Annotated in this window: 14 protein-coding genes and 1 riboswitch; of the genes, 3 read left to right on the forward strand and 11 right to left on the reverse strand. The window is 73.2% G+C overall.

Going from position 1 to position 21505, the window contains the following annotated elements; translation table 11 throughout:
- Positions 1–25: 25 nt before the first annotated feature.
- Together ACGFMM_RS27995 and ACGFMM_RS28000 are read right to left on the reverse strand one after the other, a co-directional pair.
- Positions 26–991, reverse strand: a complete 966-nt coding sequence (locus ACGFMM_RS27995) for a glycosyltransferase family 2 protein (RefSeq protein WP_393649232.1) — start codon at positions 989–991, stop codon at positions 26–28.
- A gap of 39 nt (positions 992–1030) precedes the next feature.
- The gene (locus tag ACGFMM_RS28000) at positions 1031–3622 is read right to left on the reverse strand and encodes a YfhO family protein (protein ID WP_393649233.1); all 2592 of its coding nucleotides are present in this window, start codon (positions 3620–3622) and stop codon (positions 1031–1033) included.
- Between the two features lie 272 nt (positions 3623–3894).
- Here ACGFMM_RS28000 and ACGFMM_RS28005 point away from each other — a divergent pair, with 272 nt between their 5' ends.
- Both ACGFMM_RS28005 and ACGFMM_RS28010 read left to right on the forward strand, forming a co-directional pair.
- Positions 3895–5745: a ricin-type beta-trefoil lectin domain protein gene (locus tag ACGFMM_RS28005; RefSeq protein ID WP_393649234.1), complete on the forward strand. Its 1851-nt coding sequence runs from the start codon at positions 3895–3897 to the stop codon at positions 5743–5745.
- 78 nt (positions 5746–5823) lie between these two features.
- The gene (locus tag ACGFMM_RS28010) at positions 5824–8934 is read left to right on the forward strand and encodes a glycoside hydrolase family 3 N-terminal domain-containing protein (RefSeq protein ID WP_393649235.1); all 3111 of its coding nucleotides are present in this window, start codon (positions 5824–5826) and stop codon (positions 8932–8934) included.
- 20 nt (positions 8935–8954) lie between these two features.
- Here ACGFMM_RS28010 and ACGFMM_RS28015 read toward each other — a convergent pair whose 3' ends face one another.
- The 5 genes from ACGFMM_RS28015 to ACGFMM_RS28035 form a co-directional block, all read right to left on the reverse strand.
- Positions 8955–10364: an FAD-binding oxidoreductase gene (locus tag ACGFMM_RS28015; protein WP_393649236.1), complete on the reverse strand. Its 1410-nt coding sequence runs from the start codon at positions 10362–10364 to the stop codon at positions 8955–8957.
- Positions 10365–10520: 156 nt separating this feature from the next.
- Positions 10521–11171, reverse strand: a complete 651-nt coding sequence (locus ACGFMM_RS28020; RefSeq protein ID WP_393649237.1) for a thymidine kinase — start codon at positions 11169–11171, stop codon at positions 10521–10523.
- 71 nt (positions 11172–11242) lie between these two features.
- Entirely contained in the window at positions 11243–12454 is a 1212-nt protein-coding gene (locus tag ACGFMM_RS28025; RefSeq protein WP_393649238.1) for an alkaline phosphatase family protein, read from the reverse strand.
- Positions 12454–13038: a DUF5998 family protein gene (locus ACGFMM_RS28030; RefSeq protein ID WP_393649239.1), complete on the reverse strand. Its 585-nt coding sequence runs from the start codon at positions 13036–13038 to the stop codon at positions 12454–12456. The genes ACGFMM_RS28025 and ACGFMM_RS28030 overlap by 1 nt, the downstream gene beginning before the upstream one ends.
- Positions 13039–13147: 109 nt before the next feature.
- On the reverse strand, positions 13148–16045 hold the full coding sequence (locus ACGFMM_RS28035; protein ID WP_393649240.1) for a GNAT family N-acetyltransferase: 2898 nt from the start codon (positions 16043–16045) through the stop codon (positions 13148–13150).
- Positions 16046–16220: 175 nt separating this feature from the next.
- Here ACGFMM_RS28035 and ACGFMM_RS28040 point away from each other — a divergent pair, with 175 nt between their 5' ends.
- Entirely contained in the window at positions 16221–16502 is a 282-nt protein-coding gene (locus ACGFMM_RS28040; protein WP_393649241.1) for an HPr family phosphocarrier protein, read from the forward strand.
- Positions 16503–16724: 222 nt separating this feature from the next.
- Here the strand turns inward: ACGFMM_RS28040 and ACGFMM_RS28045 are convergent, their stop codons facing one another.
- From ACGFMM_RS28045 to ACGFMM_RS28060, 4 genes are all read right to left on the reverse strand, one after another.
- Positions 16725–17408 (reverse strand): GntR family transcriptional regulator, encoded by a 684-nt coding sequence (locus ACGFMM_RS28045; RefSeq protein WP_393649242.1) that lies wholly within the window; start codon positions 17406–17408, stop codon positions 16725–16727.
- Between the two features lie 196 nt (positions 17409–17604).
- Positions 17605–18375, reverse strand: coding sequence for a M23 family metallopeptidase (locus ACGFMM_RS28050; protein ID WP_393649243.1), 771 nt, complete (start codon positions 18373–18375; stop codon positions 17605–17607).
- Between the two features lie 12 nt (positions 18376–18387).
- Positions 18388–18549, reverse strand: a riboswitch (cyclic di-AMP (ydaO/yuaA leader).
- Between the two features lie 202 nt (positions 18550–18751).
- Positions 18752–20119: a M16 family metallopeptidase gene (locus ACGFMM_RS28055; RefSeq protein ID WP_393649326.1), complete on the reverse strand. Its 1368-nt coding sequence runs from the start codon at positions 20117–20119 to the stop codon at positions 18752–18754.
- Between the two features lie 26 nt (positions 20120–20145).
- Positions 20146–21504: a M16 family metallopeptidase gene (locus ACGFMM_RS28060; protein WP_393649327.1), complete on the reverse strand. Its 1359-nt coding sequence runs from the start codon at positions 21502–21504 to the stop codon at positions 20146–20148.
- Position 21505 lies beyond the last annotated feature (1 nt).

Genomic DNA, 21505 nt, shown 5'->3' on the forward strand with positions numbered 1-21505 from the left:
GGCTTCCTGCGGGTTCGGTGGTGGGTCAGGCGGCCCGGTGGGCGCCGCGCAGCCGCCGGAGCAGCGTGCTGCGGGTGGCGTCCATCGTGGCGAGGGTCTCGTCGAGCACCGCCTGCGGCATGCGCGCGAGCGCGTCGGACACGTCCCGGCGGAGGCGCTTGGCGACGGCCGACTCGTACTGGTCGGCCTTGGCCATGTGGAAGGCGATCATGGCGCAGTACGTACGGACCGCCTTGGGCAGGAAGCGGTCGGCGTCCGGGTCCGCGGAGACCTCCTCCAGGAGCAGGTCGTAGGACGGGATGAAGTCGAGCTGCCGGTTGTCGGTGATCTGGGTGAGCGAGGTGGTGACGCCGCGCCGGTAGAACACGCCGTGCAGCGAGAGGGCCGCGTAGGTGGTGGCCTTGAGGTGCAGCCGCCAGATCCAGAGCCGGTCCTCGGCGGTGCGCAGTTTCGTCTCGAAGCGCGACTGCCCGTCGTGGAAGAGCCGGCCGCTGTAGATCCCGAACGGGACGAACGGGTAGTCGACCATCGTGACCATGCTGGCCGGGGCGATGCCGTCGCGCGGGTTCATCACCTGGTCGCGGAAGCGCGCCGGGGCGTAGCGGATCTGCCGGTTGCGGCCGGTGGACTGGACGTGGTCGGTGCGGGCGAAGTCGCAGCCGAGCCGCTCGACGCGGTCGACCATGGCGCGCAGATGGCCGGGGGCGTACCAGTCGTCGCCGTCGAGGAAGGTGATGTAGTCGCCGGTGGCCGCGTCGATGCCGGTGTTCCGGGCCTGGGCCACGCCCTGGTTGGTGGCGTGCCGGATCACGGTGGCGTTGGGCACCCGGTCGAGCCAGTGGTCGAGGACGTACGGGGTGTCGTCCGTGGAGCAGTCGTCGATCAGCAGGAACTCGAAATCGGGGTCCGCGTTGCCGGCGAGGCTGCGCATGGTGTCGGGGGCGTACGGCCCGACGTTGTGGAACGGGACGACGACGGACAGCTTGGGCACACGGATTCCCCACACTCGAACGGCACTCCGCCCGGCACGCTAGTCCGCCCCGATTCCGGCGGAACGAGGCTCAGGGGCACGGTCGGTGAACTCTTGCCGTCGTGCCGAGGAACCGCGCCGGTGCAGCCACCACACGCCGGCCAGGGCGAGCAGCGCCGTCGCGCCGGCCGCGCCGCCGAGCCTGAGCCCCGGCGGCTGGAACACGCAGGTCACCGAGTCCGCGCCGGAGCCGAGCGGCACGGCGAGCAGGCCGAGCCGGCGGGCGGCCGGGGCGGGTTCGGCGTCACCGGCGGCACAGCGCCAGCCGGTGATCCGTGGCGCGGCGATCACGGCGGTCCCGGTGCTGCCGGAGGGCAGCTCGGCGGTGAGGGTGCGGCCCGAGACGCGTACGTCGGTGGCGCCGGTGGCGGTGAGCCGCTGTACGGCGCGGTCGAGGCGGTCCTGGACGAGGCAGGCCACCGGCTCGGCGGGCAGGGCGGGTTCGGCGGTCTTGGCGGCGTGGACGACGACGCGGACGGCGCCGGAGGGCGGGACGGCGCCGAGGGACTGCATGGGGGCGCGTACGGACGGCGGCTTGCCGTCGAAATGGGCCGGGGGGCGGCCGTCGAGCGTGGCGGTGCCGGTGTGGTCGGGGGCCCAGAACCAGACGTCGGAGCCGGCCGGGCAGCTGCCGGTGAGGGTGACGGTCTTCCCGTCGGCCGTGCGGCGCCCGCCGGCCGGGAGGTCGTACACGTCGGCGCCGAGGGCGAGTTCCTGGTTGGCGAAGGCGGAGTCGCCGTACCGGAGGGTGTCGACCGGGCCGGGGTGAACGGTGACCAGCGGCGGCACGGTCCGTTCCACGGTGGTGACGTCGGCCTCGGGGAGGGCGTCCTCGCGGACCGGGGCGGTGGGCGTGGAGCGGATCCGCGCGCCGACGGAGAAGATCGCGTCGGCGACGGGGCTGTCGAGGGTGACCGGGTGGCGGCCCTTGGCGTAGGAGCCGAAGCCGAGCGCGGACACGGTCTGCGAGTACACACGGGACGTCAGGCTGCTGTAGTAGTCGGCGCCCTGGCCGCCGGTGATCAGGACGTCGTTGCCGCCGGGGGTCTCGCCCGGGTCGGTACGCCGCTTGGGCCAGTCGTCCGCGCGGGCGACGGCCGCGGCGACCTCGTCGTGCCAGGGGCCGAGGCGCGGGGCCCAGGAGACCTTGCTCAGCTGTTCGCGCTCGATGCGCGCGCCGGTGACGGCGGCCTCGCCGGCCTGTGCGGCGACGAGCAGGGCGACGGCGAGCACGGGAAGCAGGCGACCCGCCGCGCGCCGGGAGGCCAGGACGGCGCAGGCGGCCGCGAGTACGGCGAGGGCGGCGGCCGCGCCGAGGGCGGGGAAGGTCCGCCGGTCGATGTCCACGCTGTCGCGGGCGGCGAGGGCGAGGGCGGCGAGCAGCACGGCTCCGCCGGCCGGCGCGGGGAGCCGGGGCAGGCCGCGGGCGGTGGAGAGCCAGCCGGCCAGGACCAGCAGGCCGCACAGGACGAAGGTCTGGCGGTACGGGATGCCGTTGGGCGAGGCTCCGGCGTGCCAGAGCAGATGGGTCGGCTCCCACTGGAGCGAGAGCGCGACCAGGACGACCGCCGCGGTCCACGCGAGGCGCTCCCGGCGCGGCACGGCGGTGTTGAACGGCAGGGTGAGCGCGAGGGCGAGCGCCGCGGTGCCGATGTACAGGGCGGGCGTGGCCACGCTGGAGGTGGCGGGCAGCAGCCGGGCGAACACGTCGGTCCACGCGGCGGCGGCGAACGCGGTCGGAGGCGTGGGGTCGGCGACCCGGGTGGCGAAGAAGATCACGGCGACCAGCGGCGCGGCGAGCCCGATGCCGATGAGGACGCTGCGGGAGGCGCGCAGCAGCCCGGCGAGGCGGCGGCGCGCGCCCTCGTCGGCGGTGAGCAGCCGGACGGCGAGGAAGACGGCCGCGCCGAGGGTGGCCATGTACGCGGTGTAGAAGTTGGCGGTCCAGGCCAGGGCGACGACGAGCGGCCCGAGGACGGGCCGGCGTCCGCGGCGCGCCCACTCGCCGACCAGGCAGAGCAGCGGGAAGGCGAGCAGGCCGTCCAGCCACATCGGCACCGTGGCCCCGTAGCTGAACGTCCAGCCGGAGAGCGCGTACGCGGCGCCGAGGACGGCCGCCACGGGCCAGGGGCCGCGGCGCAGGGTCAGCAGCAGCACCGTCATCGCCGCCCCGGCCGCGGTGATCTTGGCTGCGGTGATGACGTAGAGCGCGAGCTCGATCCGGTCGGCCGGGAAGAGCACCACCATCAGGTCGAACGGGCTGCTCAGATAGGTCCCGAGGTCGCCGAGGAAGTTCGAGCCGAAGCCGGAGTGCCAGTTGACGAAGAGGTCGCCGTCGGCGTCGCCGAGCAGGAACCGCCGCCAGTGCGCGTGGTACGGCAGGTACTGCTGACCGAGGTCGACGATGTTGCGGGTGACGGGTCCGAAGGGGTACGTCCGGGCCAGGATCCCCGCGAGGCAGAGCACGACGCACGTGAGCCCGCCGCCCGCGAGCGCGCCCCACAGCCGCGTGCGTCCCCCGGGCCGCGGCGGCGACCCCTCGTCGGCTGCGGGGTCGGTCGGGGCGGGCGCGGTCTGCAGGGCGGAGGACACCGGCCCATTACGGCGGAGCCGGGCGACCCGTACCCGATCGCGGGGCGAGGCCCGGGCGCACCGGAGATGAACTCCGGGTGTCGTCATCTCCTGAACGCCGTGCGGTGCTTGAGTGGGTGAGGCATTCGAGTCTTGTATGCACAAGGGGTTGACGGGCAGGGCGCGGCTCCCTAACTTCACAGCTTGATATAAGACTCCGACAAAGCGGCGGTGAAGGATGAAGAATGAGGGATTGTCAGGTGCATAACAAACCACGCAACAGACTCCTCCGCATGCTCGCCTCCGCCGCCCTCGTCGCGAGCGCCCTGGTGCTCTCCGGCCCCGGCACCGCACAGGCCGCCGGCGAACGCGTCGACGTCTGGCTCACCACCACCTCCGACTCCGGGGGCCGTACCGTCACCCGGGGACTCGCCCCGCAGGCGCCCCTCGCGTTCGGCCCCGCCGGCGGCGCCGCGGCCCACATCATCAGCGTCGACGAGAGCACCGCCTACCAGCAGTTCGAGGGCGGCGGCGCGTCCATCACCGACACCACCGCGCACCTGCTGCGCGGCGGAGCGGTCAGTGCGGCCACCCGCGACGAGGTGATGCGCAAGCTGTTCTCGCCGACCGACGGCATCGGCCTCTCCTTCGTCCGCAACCCGATCGGCGCCTCCGACCTCTCGCGGCCCGGCAACGTCTCCCTGGACGACACCTGCTGCGACCTGAACGACTTCGGGTCCAACGGCTACGACACGAACGTGCGGCTGCTGACCGTGCAGGCGAGGCAGCTCAACCCGGCGCTGCGGGTCAAGGGCGTGCCGTGGAGCGCCCCGGGCTGGATGAAGGACAACGGCCGGATGGACCAGATGGGCTGGCTGAAGTGGGAGTACTACCCGCTCTACGCCCAGTACCTGGTCAAGTACGTCCAGAGCTACCAGGCGGCCGGGATCAAGGTCGACTACCTGTCCGTGCAGAACGAGCCGAACTGCTGCCAGGCCGGCAACCCCACGGCCATGAACTACCCGGGCATGAGCTGGAACCCGTCCGGCCTGGCCGAGTTCACCAAGAACCACGTCTACCCGGCCTTCCGGGCCGCCGGGATCACCACCAAGGTCCTGGTGCACGACTGGAACTACGGCGACTACGCGAACTTCGGCTCCGGTGTCCTCGGCGACGCGGGCGTACGCAATGACCCCCTGTTCGGCGGGATCGCCTGGCACGGCTACTTCGGCGACCCGGGCGTCGGCAGCCAGGTCCACGACCGGTATCCGTCGGTGCGGCAGTTCAGCACCGAGCACTCGGGCGGCACCTGGATCGGGAACCAGCACAACGAGGACCTGAACGACATCGTCGCTTACGCCCGCAACTGGAGCAGCAGCCTGGTGAAGTGGAGCCTGGCGCTCAACCAGAACATGGGCCCGCACAACGGCGGTTGCGGCACCTGCACCGGACTGGTCACCGTCCAGGAGGGCGGCCCGCGCGCCGGACAGGTCGACTACACGATCGAGTACTACACGACCGGGCACCTCACCAAGTTCGTGCGCCCCGGCGCGTACCGCATCGCCTCGACGGCCAACTCGACCGTGCAGAACGTGGCCTGGCGCAACCGCGACGGCTCGAAGGCGCTCATCGCGCACAACGGCGGCGGCTCCGCGCAGTCCGTCCGCGTCGACTGGGGCGGCCAGTCGTTCGCGTACAGCCTGCCGGCCCGCACCACCGCCACGTTCACGTGGTCGGGTACGGCGGCGAGCGCGCCGACCGGGCCGCTGACGGGCCTCGCCGGCAAGTGCCTGGACGTGGCCGGCGCGGCCACCGCCGACGGCACCCCGGTGCAGCTCCACACCTGTAACGGCACCGCGGCGCAGCAGTGGACCCTCGCGGCCGACGGCAGCGTGCGGGCGCTCGGCAAGTGCCTGGACGTCTCCGGAGGCGGGACCGCCGACGGCAGCAAGGTGCAGCTCTACACCTGCAACGGGACCGGGGCGCAACGCTGGTCGTACAGCGCCGCGACCCACGACGTGGTCAACACGGCCGCGAACAAGTGCCTGGACGTCACGGGCAACACCTCGGCGGACGGGACGCGCGCCCAGATCTGGTCCTGCACGGGCGCGGCCAACCAGAAGTGGACGCACCAGCCGTCCTGAAGTGCCTGAACACCCCGGCCGGGACTCGCCCCTCGCCGTCCCGGCCGGTTCTTGTCACCCCTCTCCACAGGAGCCCGCATGTCGCACCCGCACCCACGCCGGCGAAGAGGAGCGAGCGCCGCATCGCTCGCCGCCACCGCCGTCACCGCCGCCACCGCCGTCCTCGCCGGGCTGCTCGCCGGAGCCGTGCCGAGCTCCGCCGCCCCGGCCGAGGCCGACCCGGTGCCCCGGGCCGTCGACCGCTTCGAGGGCGAGGTCCCGTTCGCCGGGCCGCCCGCCGAGGGCCTGTTCACCTGGGGCAGCGACGCCGACGACCATCCGACGCTCGCCCTCGCCGAACGTGCCGACGCCCCCGAGGGCGCCAAGGTCCTCGAAGGCCGCTACGACATCAGCGGCTGGGGCGGTCTCACGCACGACTTCGCCTTCGACAAGCCGGCGCAGGACTGGACCCCGTACAAGGGCATCCGGTTCTGGTGGTACGGCCAGAACACCGCGCCGCTGCCGCCCGGTTCCGGCAAGCGGATCAACTTCGAGATCAAGGACGGCGGGGCGAACGGAGAGGCGTCCGAGCTGTGGACGACCTCCTTCACCGACGACTGGGAGGGCTGGCACCTCGTCGAGATCCCGTTCTCCGAGTTCCGCTACCGCGCGGACTACCAGCCCGTCGGCGGCATCGACCAGGTCCTCGGGCTCGACAGGATGTGGGGCTACGCGCTCACGCTCCCGACCGGCGCACCGGGGTCCTTCGCCCTCGACGCCGTCGAGCTGTACGGCACGGCGGACCCGGCCCTGAACACCCGGGTGGTGACGGGCTCGGCGGTGCACCCGGTCGACGAGGGCGGCACGGCCAGGGTCGACGTGACGGTCGCGACCACGGGCTCCCAGCCGACCGGTGAACCGGTCACCGTCACGTACGCGACCGACGACACCGGGCCGGCGCAGGCCGGGACGGACTACCGGCCGGTGAGCGGCACCTTCGAGTTCCCCGCCGGGACGCCGTCCGGGACGACACGCTCGATCACCGTGCAGACCCTGAAGGACCGGACCGGCGAGGAGGCCGAGACGATCCCGGTGAAGCTGACGGTCGAGGGCGCGAAGGCGCCGGCAGAGACCCCGGTCGTCACGGTGAACGCGCACGGACTGCCGTACCTCGACGCACGGCTGCCGGTGAAGAAGCGGGTCGCGGACCTGCTGTCGCGGATGACGCTCCAGGAGAAGGCCGGGCAGATGACCCAGGCCGAACGCAACGCGCTGCGCGCCCCGGGCGACATCGCGGGCTACGGGCTCGGCTCGCTGCTGTCCGGCGGCGGTTCGGTGCCCACCCCGAACACGGCGGAGGCGTGGGCCGGGATGGTCGACGCGTACCAGCTGCGGACCCGGGCGACCCGGCTGCAGATCCCGCTGATCTACGGCGCGGACGCGGTGCACGGGCACAACAACGTCGTCGGCGCGACGATCATGCCGCACAACATCGGCATCGGCGCGGCGCGCGACCCCGGTCTGGCCGCGCGGACGGGAGCCGTGACCGCGAAGGAGGTGCGGGCCACCGGCGTGCCGTGGGACTTCGCCCCCTGTCTGTGCGTGACCCGGGACGAGCGGTGGGGCCGCTCGTACGAGGCGTTCGGCGAGGACCCGGCGCTGGTGACCGCCATGGAGACGGTGATCGACGGGATGCAGGGCGCGGCGAACGGCAAGGACCTCGACCGCAACGACAAGGTCCTGACGAGCGCGAAGCACTTCGTGGGCGACGGCGGTACGGAGTTCGGCTCGTCGACGACGGGCTCGTACACGATCGACCAGGGCGTCACGAAGGTCACGCGCGAGGAGCTGGAGGCCGTCCATCTGAGCCCGTTCGCGGAGGCGGTGAAGCGCGGCGCGGGCACGGTCATGCCGTCCTACTCGTCCCTGGACATCGTCGGGGACGACCGGGGCCCGGTGAAGATGCACGCCAACGCCGAGATGATCAACGGTGTGCTGAAGGACCGGATGGGCTTCGAGGGCTTCGTCATCAGCGACTGGCAGGCGATCGACCAGATCCCCGGGGACTACCCGAGCGACGTGCGGACGTCGGTCAACGCAGGCCTGGACATGATCATGGTCCCGACGAACTACCAGGAGTTCACCCGCACCCTGATCGCGGAGGTCGAGGCGGACCGGATCGCGACGACCCGGATCGACGACGCGGTACGCCGCATCCTGACCCAGAAGTTCCGCCTGGGCCTGTTCGAGAAGCCGTACGCGGACACGACGAACCTGGCGTCGGTCGGCTCGGCGGAGCACCGCGCGGTGGCGCGCGAGGCGGCGGCCGCGTCCCAGGTGCTCCTGAAGAACGAGGGGGGCGTACTCCCCCTGAAGCCCTCCCAGAAGGTCTACGTCGCCGGCTCCAACGCCGACGACCTCGGCAACCAGGCCGGCGGCTGGACCGTCACCTGGCAGGGCGGCTCGGGCCGCACGACGCAGGGCACGACGATCCTGGAGGCGATGCGGAAGGCGGCGCCGGACGCGGACATCACGTACTCGAAGGACGGCTCGGCCCCGACCGACGCGCACGAGGTCGGGGTCGTCGTGGTGGGCGAGACCCCGTACGCCGAAGGCGTGGGCGACGTCGGCAACGGTCACGACCTGGAACTGAGCGCGGCCGACAAGGCGGCCGTGGACCGGGTGTGCGCGGCGATGCCCTGCGCCGTCCTGATCGTCTCCGGCCGCCCGCAGCTGATCGGCGACCGCCTCCCCGCGATCGACGCCCTGGTCGCCTCCTGGCTCCCCGGCACGGAGGGCGACGGCGTGGCCGACGTCCTGTACGGCAAGCGGCCCTTCACCGGTCAACTGCCGGTGACCTGGCCGAAGTCCGGCGAGCAGCTCCCGTTGAACGTGGGCGACGGCGCGTACGACCCCCAGTTCCCGTACGGCTGGGGCCTGACCACCCTCGGCGACACCCCGAAGGGCGGCGAGACGACCCTGCGGGCGCTGGAACTGGCCGCCCGAGCCCTCCAGTCGGCGGGTCGCGGCGCGTCCCCGGAGGCCCGCCGACTGGTCGCCCGGGCCCGTCTGATCGTCCAGGAGCGGATCGGCCAGGACATCACGGAAGCGGCGTCCAAGCCGTTCGCCGATGCGGACCACCTGCTCCTCACGGGCAACCCGGCGGGAGCGGTCCGCGCGCTGACGCAGGCGTACCGAGCCGCGAACTGAGACGGAAGGACCCGCACGGTTCAAGGGAGCAGGGGCGCGAGCACTCCCGTGCTGTCGTAGCGGTCTCGCAGCGCCAGGAGGCGGGGCAGGTTGCCGCCGTAGGCCGCGCGGGTCTCGGGCCCGGCCTCGGGGAGGTCGGGCCGCAGTTCGACGTTGTAGTACCCGACGGTGTGCGCGGCCAGTTGCCGCAGCGTGTCGCGGGTCCACGCCGTGCAGGCCTCGTCGTCGGCGGCGTCGTCCCAGATCGCGTTCAGCGGGACGCTCCACTCGGCGGTCCTGCCCCAGAACGCGGTGGCGGTGTCGTCGACGTCGGCAAGCGCTCCGCCGGTGTGCTGGAAGTCGATGCGGCAGGCCCGCGTGGGCGCGGCGCGGATCCGGTCCACGAGGGCGTCGGCGACCTCGGCGTCGAGCGTGGGGCCGGTGAAGGCCGCCTTGCCGAAGAACGAACCGCGCCGAGCGTCGCCCTGCCGGGGCAGCGGGATCGGTGCGGGCTCGGCGCCGCCGGCGCCGGGGACGGCGAACTCGGGCAGTCCGGCCGGATAGAGGGCCGAGGTCTCCGAGCGATAGAGCGGCGCCGCGCCCGCGCCGGCGACGACGGCGGAGACGGCCGACCTGGCCCGCCCGACGGCGTCGTCGTGCCGGCTCGCGCACACGGTGTAGAGGAACAGGACCGGCTCGTCCGGCGAGAGCGGGGTCCAGCCGAGGACCGCGCTCATCGCGGTGTCGCGCGGGAGTTCGGGGGCGACCCGGAAGTAGGCGGCGAGCGCGTCCGCTCCCACCACGGCCCGGTCGACCCGGACCGGGCCCCTCGCGTGCGTCCGGAACTCCGCGGAGGTGACCACCCCGACGCCGGGCGCGCAGCCCCGGACGGCCCACCACAGGTCGGCGTCCTCGCCCGAGCTCCGCTCCGAGAGGTGGACGACGTCACCGGACGGGAGCACGAGTTCGGCCCCGACGAGATGGTCGAGGGTGAGCCCCAGGGATCGCGTCAGATGGCCGATGCCGCCTCGGGTGGCCATGCCCAGGCCGGCGTGGCCGGTGACGCCGACGGGCACCGTACGGCCTGCCGGGGCGAGGGCCCCGAGCATGGTGGCCACGGTCGCCCCACCGCCGACGACCACGCGGTCCGCGGAGGGGCGGGCGGAGTCCAGATGCTCCGAGAGGTCCAGCATGACGGCCCCGTCGGCGACGCAGTTCGAGCTCAGACCGCCGCCCCGCACCGTCACCCGGGCTCCCGCGGCCGTCGCGAGCCGCATCACGGTCGCGATGTCCTCGACCGTGCGGGGCGCCACGACGCATGAGGGCTTTCGGCGGGCGGCCTCGGGGAAGAAGACCCTGGCCAGAGCGTTCTCGTAGCCCGCGGTTCCCGGCGGGCGCACGGCTGTGCCGAGCGCGGCTCGTAACTGCCCGACGACGTCGTTACTGGTCACGGTGACCCCGATTCCCGGTGATCGGGTTTCGGGCGCGGAGCCTTCGGTTGTCCCGGATGGATGGACAGGCGACACCGGGAGGCTAGACGAGCCGGAACCCGCCCACAAGAGAAGGACTTTGACGGGAAGTCAGGACTGCTTCGGACCTGGAGGGCCTCAGCCGGAGGTGACCGGGAGGACGTCCGGGGACAGGGCGGCGGACCGGGACGTCGCGCTGGTCATGCGCTTGCGGTGGTGCCGGCGGCACAGGACCTCGTAGCCGACGACCTCCGCCGCGCCGCCCACGTCGCCGACGACGACCTGCTCGCCCTCGACGACCATCTCGCCGTCGACCGTACGGGCGTTGTGCGTGGCGCGGGCGCCGCACCAGCACATGGCCTCGACCTGGAGGGTCTCCACGCGGTCCGCCAGCTCGATCAGGCGCTGGGAGCCGGGGAAGAGCCTGGTGCGGAAGTCGGTCGTGATGCCGAAGGCGAAGACGTCGAGGTTCAGGTCGTCCACGATCCGCGCCAGCTGGTCGATCTGTTCCGTCCGCAGGAACTGGGCCTCGTCCACGATCACGTAGTCGACCTTGCCGCCCCGCGACATCAGGTCCACCACGAAGCCGTACAGGTCCCGCTCCGGCGCGGCCTCCACCGCCTCGGTCACCAGGCCGAGCCGCGAGGACAGCTTGCCCTCGCCCGCCCGGTCGTCCCGCGTGAAGATCACGCTCTGCAGGCCCCGCGCCGAGCGGTTGTGGGCGATCTGCAGCGCCAGCGTGCTCTTTCCGCAGTCCATCGTTCCCGAGAAGAACGCCAATTCGGGCATGGGGAGGTGATGGCCTTTCGGATCCGGAGAGGGGTGAGGGTGTGTTCGGAGTGCGTCGCCGCGCGCTCCGGCTACGTGCGGACTTCCAGCAGCGGGACCAGCTGTTCCGCCGGGGTCATCGAGCCGTGGACGCCGGTCATCGCGGACTCGTTGGGCTCGTTGACGGAGGCCGTGATGATCACGTCGTCGTACGCCGCGGCGATCACGTCGCCGAGCCGGCCGTAGACGCGCTCGTCGTACCACCCGGGCGGGCCGAACCAGCCCGCCGCGAGCGCCTCCTCCCGGCTCGCCACCCAGAACTGCTCGCCCAGCACCTCGCGCCAGCAGGTCAGCACGTCGGCCTCGGCGCCCGGCACCGCGTACACGTGCCGGGCCCGGCCCTCGCCGCCGAGCAGCGCGACGCCGGCCCGCAGCTCCCAGTCCTCGTCGAAGTCGATGCGGTGCTGCTCGTCGAAGGGGATGTCCACCATGCCGTGGTCCGCCGTGACGTACAGGGCGCTGCGCGGCGGCAGCTGCTCGGCGAGCCGCTGCACCAGCCGGTCGACGAACATCAGCTGGCCGCGCCAGGCGTCGGAGTCGACGCCGAAGCGGTGGCCGGCGCCGTCGAGTTCGCTGTAGTACGTGTAGACCAGCGAACGGTCGCCCGCCGCGAGCCGTTCCGCGGCCGTGTCCACGCGCTCCTCGCCGGAGAGCCGGCCGAAGAACGTGCCGCCGCTGAGCGCCACCTTGGTCAGCGGCGTGTCCTGGAAGGCCGGCGCGGAGACCTGGGCGGTGTGCACCCCCGCCTCGTGGGCGAGCTGGAACACCGTCGGGTACGGCTGCCAGACGCGCGGCGAGGTCCACGGCTGCCAGCGGAGCTGGTTCATCAGCTCGCCGGTCTCGGGGTTGCGCACGGTGTAGCCGGGCAGGCCGTGCGCGGCGGGCACCTGACCGGTGCCGACCGAGGCCAGCGAGGTCGCGGTGGTGGCGGGGAACCCGGCCGTGACCGGACGGCCCGTACCGCCGCGCGAGGTGCCGAGGAGGGAGGTGAGGTACGGGGCCTCGTCCGGATGCGACCTGATCTGCTCCCAGCCGAGACCGTCGATCAGGAACACGCAGTTCCGGTCGGCCGGGGCGAGCTCCGCGATACGCGGCTCGAAGCCCGGCACGCCCTGTGCCGCGACCAGCGTCGGCAGCAGGTCCGCGAGGGAGCCCGTGCCGTACTCGGGCACGGGCGCGGTGTCGAGCGCCAGGGGCGCGGGCTCGTCGGGCCAGCCGGAGGCCACCGTCGTCGGCTGGGCCATCAGCGGGTCGCCGCGGTGGCTTCGGAGAGCGACTGGGCGAAGGCCAGCGTCTGGGCCACGGTGTCCGGACCGTCGCCGGCCTCGCTGACCCGCAGGCTGAGGTCGTCCGCGGTGGAGTTCCCGGTGTAGCCGTGGTCGGCGTCGCAGTTCGGGTCGCCGCAGGCGGCGGGCTCCAGGTCGATCCGGGAGACGGCGCCCCAGCCGATGGTGAGGACGACCTCGCGCGGCAGGGTGCCGGGGGTGTACGACTCGGGGTTGGCGACGACCCGGCTGACCACGATCGACGAGATCCGGTCCAGCTTGACCGACTCGGTGGAGGTGGTCGCGTACGGCGTGGGCGAGCTGCTGTCGGCGGCCTGCTCGTCGGTGTGGCTGACGATGAAACGGTTGGCCGTCAGGACCAGGACCGTCACATGACGGCGGACCTCGTTCTGGTCGAAGGTGGTCTCCTGGTGCACCAGGTACGACGCGATCGGCTCGCCGCCGACGGCGGCCTCCACCGCCTCGGCCACGAGGGCCGGGTAATAGCCGCTGCGCTCGATCGCCGCGCGCAGCCCCTGGGTCGTCGTACCGGTCTTCGCCATGGACTCCATCCTAATCCGTCGGAGGGGGCGCTCCGGATCCGTCGCGGGGCCGTTCGGTCGGGTATGTCACCACGGGGGCGGCGTGGCGGCGGAGCCGGGTCGGTGGCTGTCAGTAGCTGGGGAGCGTGCGCGGGCCGAGGTCGGTGCGGGCGGGGGGCGGGGCGAGACGGACGGTGGCCCCGAGGACGCAGACGCCGCGCGGGGCGACGACGACGGGTTCGAGCGCGACCGCCACGACCTCGGGGTGGTCGTCGACCAGCCGGGACAGCCGCAGCAGCAGCTCCTCCAGGGCGGGGGTGTCGACGGGCGCGGAGCCGCGCCAGCCGAACAGGAGCGGGGCGGTCCGGATGGACCGGACGAGCTCGGCGGCGTCCCGGTCGGTGGCCGGGACGAGCCGGTGGGAGGTGTCGCCGAGCAGCTCGGAGGGGGCGCCGGCCAGACCGAACGAGAGCACCGCGCCCACGGCCGGGTCGATCGCGGCGCGCAGCACGGTGTCGACACCGCGCGGCACCATCGCCTGGACGACCGGCTGGAGCTCCTCCGGCTTGCCGAGCGTCTCGGTGAGCTCGGCGTACGCGGCCCGCAGCTGTTCCTCGGTCGCCAGGTCGAGCCGTACGCCGCCGAGGTCGGGGCGGTGGCGCAGATGCGGGGCGGTGGTCTTGAGGGCGACCGGGTAGCCGAGGCGGGCCGCGGCGGCGACGGCGGCGTCCGGGCTGGGCGCGGGCCGGGCGGGCAGGACCTCGATCCCGTACCGGCCGAGCAGCTCGCTCGCCGCGTCCGTGCCGAGGGTCGTGCCCTTCTCGTCGACCTCGTCGCCGAGCAGCCGCTCGATGAGCGCGGCGGCGCCGGCCTCGTCGATGTCCTCGTACTCGGGGACCCGGCCGGGGTCGGCGGACTGCCGTCGCCACTGCGCGTACCGCACCGCCTCGGCCAGCGCCCGCACGGCCCGCTCGGCGGCGGGGTAGGCGGGGATGTTGCCGGGGGTGGTGGGGGGATTCGCGGTGGGGGCCGTCGGGACGGCGGGGGGTGTAGGGACGGCGGGGGTCGTCGGAGGGACGGCGGGGGACGACGCCCCCGCGGCCGCCGGCGGCGCCCCCGCCTCGGGTGCCGGCTGTCTGCGGGCCGCCGCGCCCGGGGCCGTACTGGCCGCCGCGGACAGGGCCTCCGCGAGGCCGCCCATCTCGACGTGCACGACCACGACCGGCTTCGCCGGCCCGTCGGCGGAGGCGACCGCGGAGCGCAGGGCCGCGGCCAGGACCTCGCCTTCGCCCGACTCGGTGACGCCGTTCTCCCCGACCCACGGGATCGCGGTGACGACGACGGCGTCGGACAGGGGGTCGGCGAGCGCCTTGGCGAGCGCGCGGCGGAAGTCGTCGGGCGTCGCCGCGGTCGTCAGGTCCAGGGGCCGGAGCGGACGCAGGCCCTCCGTCAGGCAGGCGTCGTACGTGAGCAGCCCGAGGGACTCGGAGTTGCCGAGGACGGCGACGCGGGGCCCGTCCGGAAGCGGCTGGCCCGCCAGCAGCAGGCCCGCGTCGACCAGTTCGGTCACCGTGTCGACGCGGATCACGCCGGCCTGCCGCAGCAGCGCGGAGACGGTGGCGTGCGGGATGCGGGTGGCGGGGACCCGGTGTCCGGGCGGCGCGCTGCCGCTGTGCCGCGCGCCCCTGACCACGACGACCGGCTTGACCGCCGCGGTGCGCCGGGCGAGGCGGGTGAACTTGCGGGGGTTGCCCATGGACTCCAGGTAGAGCAGGACGACGTCGGTGTCGGGGTCGTCGTAGCCGTACTGGAGGTAGTCGTTGCCGGAGACGTCCACCCGGTTGCCGGCCGAGATGAAGGAGGAGAGCCCGGCGCCGCGCCGGTGCAGCCCGGCTAGCAGGGCGATGCCGATCGCGCCGGACTGGGCGAACAGCCCGATCCGCCCGGCGGCCGGCGGCTGCGGCGCGAGCGAGGCGTTCAGCCGGACGTCCGGGGCGGTGTTGATGATCCCGAAGGCGTTGGGGCCGATGACCCGCATCCCGTACGAACGGGCCTGCCGCAGCAGCTCGCGCTGCCGCCGCCGGCCCTCGGTGTCGCCGCTCTCCGCATATCCGGCGGACAGCACGACGAGGCCCTGCACCCCGTGCTCGCCGCAGTCGGCCACGGCCTCGGGGACCCGCTCGGCGGGGACCGCGACGACCGCCAGGTCGACGGGCGCGCCGATCTCGCCCACCGAGCGGAAGGCGGGGACGCCGTCGAGTTCCGTCGCGTCCTCGGGCAGCGAGCGGTTCACCGCGTACACGGGCCCGGTGAAGCCGGCGTCCAGGAGGTTGCGGAGCACGGCGCGGCCCACGCCGCCGTGGGTGCGGCCGGTGCCGACGACCGCGACCGAGCCGGGCGCGAGCAGCCGGTGCACCGAGCGCGATTCGGCGCGCTGCTCACGGGCGCGCTGCACGGCGAGCGAGCGGTCGGTGGGCTCCAGGTCCAGGTGGAGCCGGACCGAGCCGTCCTCGAAGCTCCGCTTCTGGGTGTAGCCGGCGTCCGTGAAGACCTTGATCATCTTGTTGTTGGCGGGCAGCACCTCCGCCGCGAACCGCCGGATCCCCCGCTCCCGCGCCACTGCCGCGATGTGTTCGAGCAGGGCCGAGGCGACGCCTCGCCCCTGGTGGGCGTCCTGGACGAGGAAGGCGACCTCGGCCTCGTCGGCGGGCGCGGGCGCCGGGCGGCCGGTCTCGTCGATGCGGTCGTAGCGGACGGTGGCGATGAACTCGCCGCCGACGGTGGCCGCGAGCCCGACCCGGTCCACGTAGTCGTGATGGGTGAAGCGGTGCACGTCCTTGGCCGAGAGCCGCGGGTACGGGGCGAAGAACCGGTAGTACTTCGACTCGTCCGACACCTGCTCGTAGAAGCTGACCAGCCGGTCGGCGTCGTCGACGGTGATCGGCCTGATCCGCGCGGTGCCGCCGTCGCGCAGCACGACGTCGGCCTCCCAGTGGTCGGGGTACGCGTGTTCCGACGGCGTCTGCATGGCGCAAGCCTACGGCCGGGGCACGCCCCGGGCACCGGTCGCGCAGCCGGTCGGCGCCGGGCAGGGTGAGGGGAACCCGCGGGCCCGGCGGCACCGGGCCGAAGGGCGGTACGAGCCACCCGGCAAGCTGTGCGAGACTGGTCTAGACAACTCCTGAGACCCGAAGGGCAACACCATGGCAGAGCGCCGCGTCAACGTCGGCTGGGCCGAGGGCCTGCACGCCCGCCCCGCCTCCATCTTCGTCCGTGCCGCCACGGCCTCCGGCGTTCAGGTGACGATCGCCAAGGCCGACGGCAACCCGGTCAACGCCGCCTCCATGCTCGCGGTCCTCGGTCTGGGCGCGCAGGGCGGCGAGGAGATCGTGCTCGCTTCGGACGGCGAGGGCGCCGAGGCCGCCCTGGACCGCCTGGCGAAGCTGGTGGCCGAGGGCCTCGACGAGCTGCCCGAGACCGTCTGATCCCTCCGCGGGATCCGGGAGCGTCGCACCCGACGCGAAGAGCCGCCTGTGCCGGAATTCCGGCGGGGCGGCTCTCGCATTTCCGGGCAGCCGGCGATTCCTGCCGCCCGACATTTCGTCCGGCCGGAAATCCGGCCTGCTCCGATTCCGGGCAGCCGGAATCCCGGGTGCGGGGAATTCCCCCGTCCCGCGAATTGCACTTCTTTGTATACGGCGCGCCTGTTAATGCAGTGAGCCCGCGATGTTTACGGAATGTTGCGAAGTCCTCACACGGTCCCGCTCCGGCCGGCGCAACCGGTGAAGCGGCAGGGTGCGCTCGGCGTGCAGCGCGGTGAGCGCGCGGGCCCGCTCGGCGTCGCCGCGGGCCAACGCGTCCACGATCGCGCCGTGCTCGGCCCAGGTGTCCACGGGGCGGGCGGAGGTCTCGACCGCGTACATCCAGGCGATCTTGTGCCGCAACTGGGTGAGCAGCGCGGTGAGCGCCGGGCTGCCGGAAGCCTGCGCCAGGGTCTCGTGGAACCAGCCGCCGAGCGAGCGCAGGTCCTCGCCCTGTCCGCGCCGGGCCCGCTCCTGCCCCAGCCGCACCAGGCCGCGCAGCACTTTGAGGTGCGCCTCGGTGCGGCGCTGGGCGGCCCGCCCGGCGGCGAGCGGCTCAAGGAGCGAGCGGACGTCGAGCAGGTCGGCGGCCTCCTGTTCGGTGGGCTCGGCGACATGCGCGCCGGCGTGCCGGCGGCTCACCACGAAGCCCTCGGACTCCAGGGTGCGCAGCGCCTCGCGGACCGGGACGCGGGAGACGCCGTACCGGCGGGCCAGCTGCTCCTCGGTCAGCCGGCTGCCCCGCTCCAAGACCCCGGAGACGATGTCGTCCCGGATCGCCGTGCACACCGAATGCGCGGGAATGCGCATGTCCGACCTCCGCCTTAATCCGCGTGAAACCCGCCGACGGTCCCCTGTTCGCCGACTCTTCGGTGACTCTATTGCAGCGGAGCGGTAATTCCGACGGCCGATCGTGAATCATGGATGTCTTTCGGACGCGGAAAAGCCCCGACTCCGTACGAGCCGGGGCTTTTCCGGTGCGCTGTCCGCGGGTCCTGCCGGTCCGTCAGACGTTCACGCCGCGGGCGCGCAGATACGCGAGCGGGTTGATGTCCGAGCCGTACTCGGCGCCGGAGCGGGCCTCGAAGTGGAGGTGCGGGCCGGTGGAGTTGCCGGTCGAGCCGGAGACGCCGATCTGCTGGCCCGGCATGACGGACTCGCCGACCGAGACCGTGATGGAGGCAAGGTGGCCGTACTGGGTGTACGTGCCGTCGAGCATCCGGATCACCACGTTGTTGCCGTACGCGCCGCCCCAGCCGGCCTCGACGACGGTGCCGGCGCCGACAGAGCCGACCGTGCTGCCGTAGGGCGCCTTGAAGTCGATGCCGGAGTGGCTGCCGGAGGACCAGAGCGAGCCGCCGGCCTTGTAGCCGGTGGTGACGTACGAGCCGGCGATGGGCAGCCGGAAGGAGTGCAGACGCTTGCGCTCGGCCTCGCGGGCGGCGCGCTCACGCTCCTCGCGGATCTTCTTGGCGCGGGCCTCGGCCTTGCGCTTCGCCTCGGCCTCGGCCTTCGCCTTGGCGGCGGCCTCGAAGGCCTCCTGCTCCTGGGCGGCGGCCTGGGCGTCTATGCGGTCCGCGAGCGAGTCCACGCTGATCGCCTGGATCAGGCCGGTGTCCTCGAGGGCGGCGGCCTCCGTGTCGACGGCGAGCGCCGGGGAGGCGAGGGTGCCGATCACGCCGGTGGTGGCGAGGGCGGCGACGCCGGCGACGCCCGCGCTGCGGCGCGCCAGACGGCTGGGACCACGATGCTTCCCGGTGGCACGGGTGAACGCCATGAAGTGGCTGATCCTTTCCTTCCTTCTCGCCTACCGGGTTAGCTGACGGGTTCGGAGCAGGAAGGTCTCCTACGGGCTCCTCCGCCGGAAGGCGAAGGCGTCCGATTCACCCCAGGGACGGTGGGTCCCCGGCTCCCCAGGCTCGCACCTTCGGGGACTCGGCGATGACTGTCCGTTGCCGCGGGTGCGGCATGTGCAACCGACGAACAGCCGGACCGACGCTAAGCGGACCGTCTTTCAATCACCAAACAGACACGGAAGTTTGTAGCGCATCCCACAGGGCATTCACGTAGCTTTCCCCCTCGATCCGGACAAACGGGAGGACCCCGACGCATCGGGGCATCGAGGTCCTCGCAGTGGCCTGGGGCCGGGTCGATCAGCCGGTCACGACGGTGACTTCGCCGATGCCGAGGGCGCGCACCGGCTCCTCGATCTCGGCGGCGTCGCCGACCAGAACCGTCACCAGCCGGTCCACAGGGAAGGCATTGACGACGGCGGCCGTCGCCTCCACCGTGCCCGTCTCGGCGAGCCGGGCGTACAACTGCGCCTGGAAATCGTCCGGAAGACGCTGCTCGACCTGGTCGGCGAGCGTGCCGGCGACCGAGGCCGCCGTCTCGTACTTGAGCGGTGCCACGCCCACCAGGTTCTGCACCGCCACATCGCGCTCGGCGTCCGTCAGACCCTCGGCCGCGAGGGTGCGCAGCACCTTCCACAGGTCGTCAAGTGCCGGGCCGGTGTTGGGGGTGTCGATCGAGCCGCTGATGGCGAGCATGGACGCGCCGTTGCCCCGGCCGTCCGAGCGCAGCACCTGGCCGAAGGCGCGCACGCCGTACGTGTAGCCCTTCTCCTCGCGCAGCACGCGGTCGAGCCGGGAGGTGAGGGTGCCGCCGAGGCAGTACGTGCCGAGCACCTGCGCCGGCCACACGCTGTCGTGCCGGTCCGCGCCGACGCGGCCGATCAGCAGCTGCGTCTGGACCGCGCCGGGGCGGTCCACGATGACCACACGGCCCGTGTCGTCGGCGGTGATCGGCGCCACCGGGTGCGACACCGCGGTGTCGCCGCTCCAGTCGCCGAGGGTGTCGGCGAGCAGGGCGTCCAGGTCGATGCCGGTGAGGTCGCCGACGACCACCGCGGTGGCGTTGGCGGGCCGCACATGGGCCTCGAAGAAGGCCCGCACGGCCGCGGCGTCGATGGGGGCCACCGTCTCCTCGGTGCCCTGGCGCGGCCGCGACATGCGCGAACCGGCCGGGAACAGCTCCTTGGAGAGCTGCTTGGCCGCGCGGCGGGCCGGGTTGGCCTGCTCGTGCGGGATCTCGTCGAGCCGGTTGCGCACCAGCCGCTCGATCTCGGTGTCGACGAACGCGGGCGCGCGCAGCGCCTCGGCGAGCAGGCCGAGCGCCTTCGGCAGCCGGGAGACCGGGACCTCCAGGGAGACCCGCACGCCCGGATGGTCGGCGTGCGCGTCCAGGGTCGCGCCGCAGCGCTCCAGTTCGGCGGCGAACTCCTCGGCGGAGTGCTTGTCCGTGCCTTCGGACAGCGCGCGGGCCATGATCGTGGCCACGCCGTCCAGGCCGGCCGGCTCGGCGTCCAGCGGGGCGTCGACGACGATCTCGACGGCCACCACCTGCTGGCCGGGGCGGTGGCAGCGCAGGACCGTCAGACCGTTGTCGAGCGAGCCGCGCTCGGGGGCCGGGAAGGCCCAGGGGCGGGCGTCGCCGGGCTGAGGCTGCGGGTGGAACTCCATGGTCGTCAAAGACGCGGCAGCGTCGCTCACTGGCCGGCTCCCTCTTCCTCGTCGCTGTCGCTCTCTGCGGCCGGGTCGCCCTGGCCCGCGGTGATCGGCTCGTACACGAGCACCGCCCGGTTGTCGGGGCGCAGCTTGGCCGCGGCGACCGCCTGCACCTCCTGCGCGGTGATGTCGAGGACCCGCTGCACGGCGGTCAGCGCCAGCTGCGGGTCGCCGAACAGCACCGCGAACCGGCACAGTTCGTCGGCGCGGCCGGCGACCGTGCCGAGCCGGTCCAGCCACTCGCGCTCCAACTGCGCCTGGGCGCGCTCCATCTCCTCGTCCGTCGGGCCCTCGGCGGCGAACCGCGCGAGCTCCTCGTCGACGGCCGCCTCGATCTGCGGCACCTCGACGCCGCCGGAGGTCTTCACGTCCAGCCAGCCCAGCGAGGGCGCGCCGGCCAGCCGCAGCAGGCCGAAACCGGCGGCGACGGCGGTGCGGTCGCGGCGGACCAGCCGGTTGTGCAGCCGGGAGGACTCGCCGCCGCCGAGCACCGTCAGGGCCAGGTCGGCCGCGTCGCACTCGCGGGTGCCGTCGTGCGGCAGGCGGTAGGCGGCCATCAGCGCACGGGCCGGGACCTCCTCCTCGACGACCTCGCGCAGCTGCTCGCCGATGGTCTCCGGGAGCGAGCCGTCGCGCGGCGGCTGCTTGCCGTCGTGCGAGGGGATGGAGCCGAAGTACTTCTCGATCCAGGCGAGGGTCTCCTCGGGGTCGATGTCGCCGACGACCGAGAGCACCGCGTTGTTCGGCGCGTAGTACGTGCGGAAGAAGTTCCGCGCGTCCTCGAGGGTGGCGGCGTCCAGGTCGGCCATGGAGCCGATCGGCGTGTGGTGGTACGGGTGGCCCTCGGGGTACGCGAGGCCGGTGAGCTTCTCGAAGGCGGTGCCGTAGGGCACGTTGTCGTAGCGCTGGCGGCGCTCGTTCTTCACCACGTCGCGCTGGTTCTCCATGGACTCGTCGTCCAGGGCGGCCAGCAGCGAGCCCATGCGGTCCGCCTCCAGCCAGAGCGCCAGCTCCAGCTGATGGGCGGGCATGGTCTCGAAGTAGTTGGTGCGCTCGAAGCTCGTCGTGCCGTTCAGCGAGCCGCCGGCGCCCTGCACCAGCTCGAAGTGCCCGTTGCCCTTGACCTGCTGCGAGCCCTGGAACATCAGGTGCTCGAAGAGGTGCGCAAGGCCGGTGCGGCCGGGGACCTCGTGGCGCGAGCCGACGTCGTACCAGAGGCAGACCGCGGCGACCGGGGTCAGGTGGTCCTCGGAGAGCACCACGCGCAGGCCGTTGGCCAGCCGGTGCTCGGTCGCTGTCAGTCCGCCGGAGCCGGCCTGGGCTGTGGCCGTGTGACCCATG

Source organism: Streptomyces sp. NPDC048604 (assembly GCF_043199435.1).
Lineage (GTDB): Bacteria > Actinomycetota > Actinomycetes > Streptomycetales > Streptomycetaceae > Streptomyces.

Bases quoted from the DNA above. Each gene is read 5' to 3' on its own strand.
- ACGFMM_RS28005 (WP_393649234.1), top strand. From the start codon at position 3,895: ATGCTCGCCTCCGCCGCCCTCGTCGCGAGCGCCCTGGTGCTCTCCGGC.
- ACGFMM_RS28010 (WP_393649235.1), top strand. From the start codon at position 5,824: ATGTCGCACCCGCACCCACGCCGGCGAAGAGGAGCGAGCGCCGCATCG.
- ACGFMM_RS28020 (WP_393649237.1), bottom strand. From the start codon at position 11,171: ATGCCCGAATTGGCGTTCTTCTCGGGAACGATGGACTGCGGAAAGAGC.
- ACGFMM_RS28025 (WP_393649238.1), bottom strand. From the start codon at position 12,454: ATGGCCCAGCCGACGACGGTGGCCTCCGGCTGGCCCGACGAGCCCGCG.
- ACGFMM_RS28030 (WP_393649239.1), bottom strand. From the start codon at position 13,038: ATGGCGAAGACCGGTACGACGACCCAGGGGCTGCGCGCGGCGATCGAG.
- ACGFMM_RS28035 (WP_393649240.1), bottom strand. From the start codon at position 16,045: ATGCAGACGCCGTCGGAACACGCGTACCCCGACCACTGGGAGGCCGAC.
- ACGFMM_RS28040 (WP_393649241.1), top strand. From the start codon at position 16,221: ATGGCAGAGCGCCGCGTCAACGTCGGCTGGGCCGAGGGCCTGCACGCC.
- ACGFMM_RS28045 (WP_393649242.1), bottom strand. From the start codon at position 17,408: ATGCGCATTCCCGCGCATTCGGTGTGCACGGCGATCCGGGACGACATC.
- ACGFMM_RS28050 (WP_393649243.1), bottom strand. From the start codon at position 18,375: ATGGCGTTCACCCGTGCCACCGGGAAGCATCGTGGTCCCAGCCGTCTG.
- ACGFMM_RS28055 (WP_393649326.1), bottom strand. From the start codon at position 20,119: ATGGAGTTCCACCCGCAGCCTCAGCCCGGCGACGCCCGCCCCTGGGCC.
- ACGFMM_RS28060 (WP_393649327.1), bottom strand. From the start codon at position 21,504: ATGGGTCACACGGCCACAGCCCAGGCCGGCTCCGGCGGACTGACAGCG.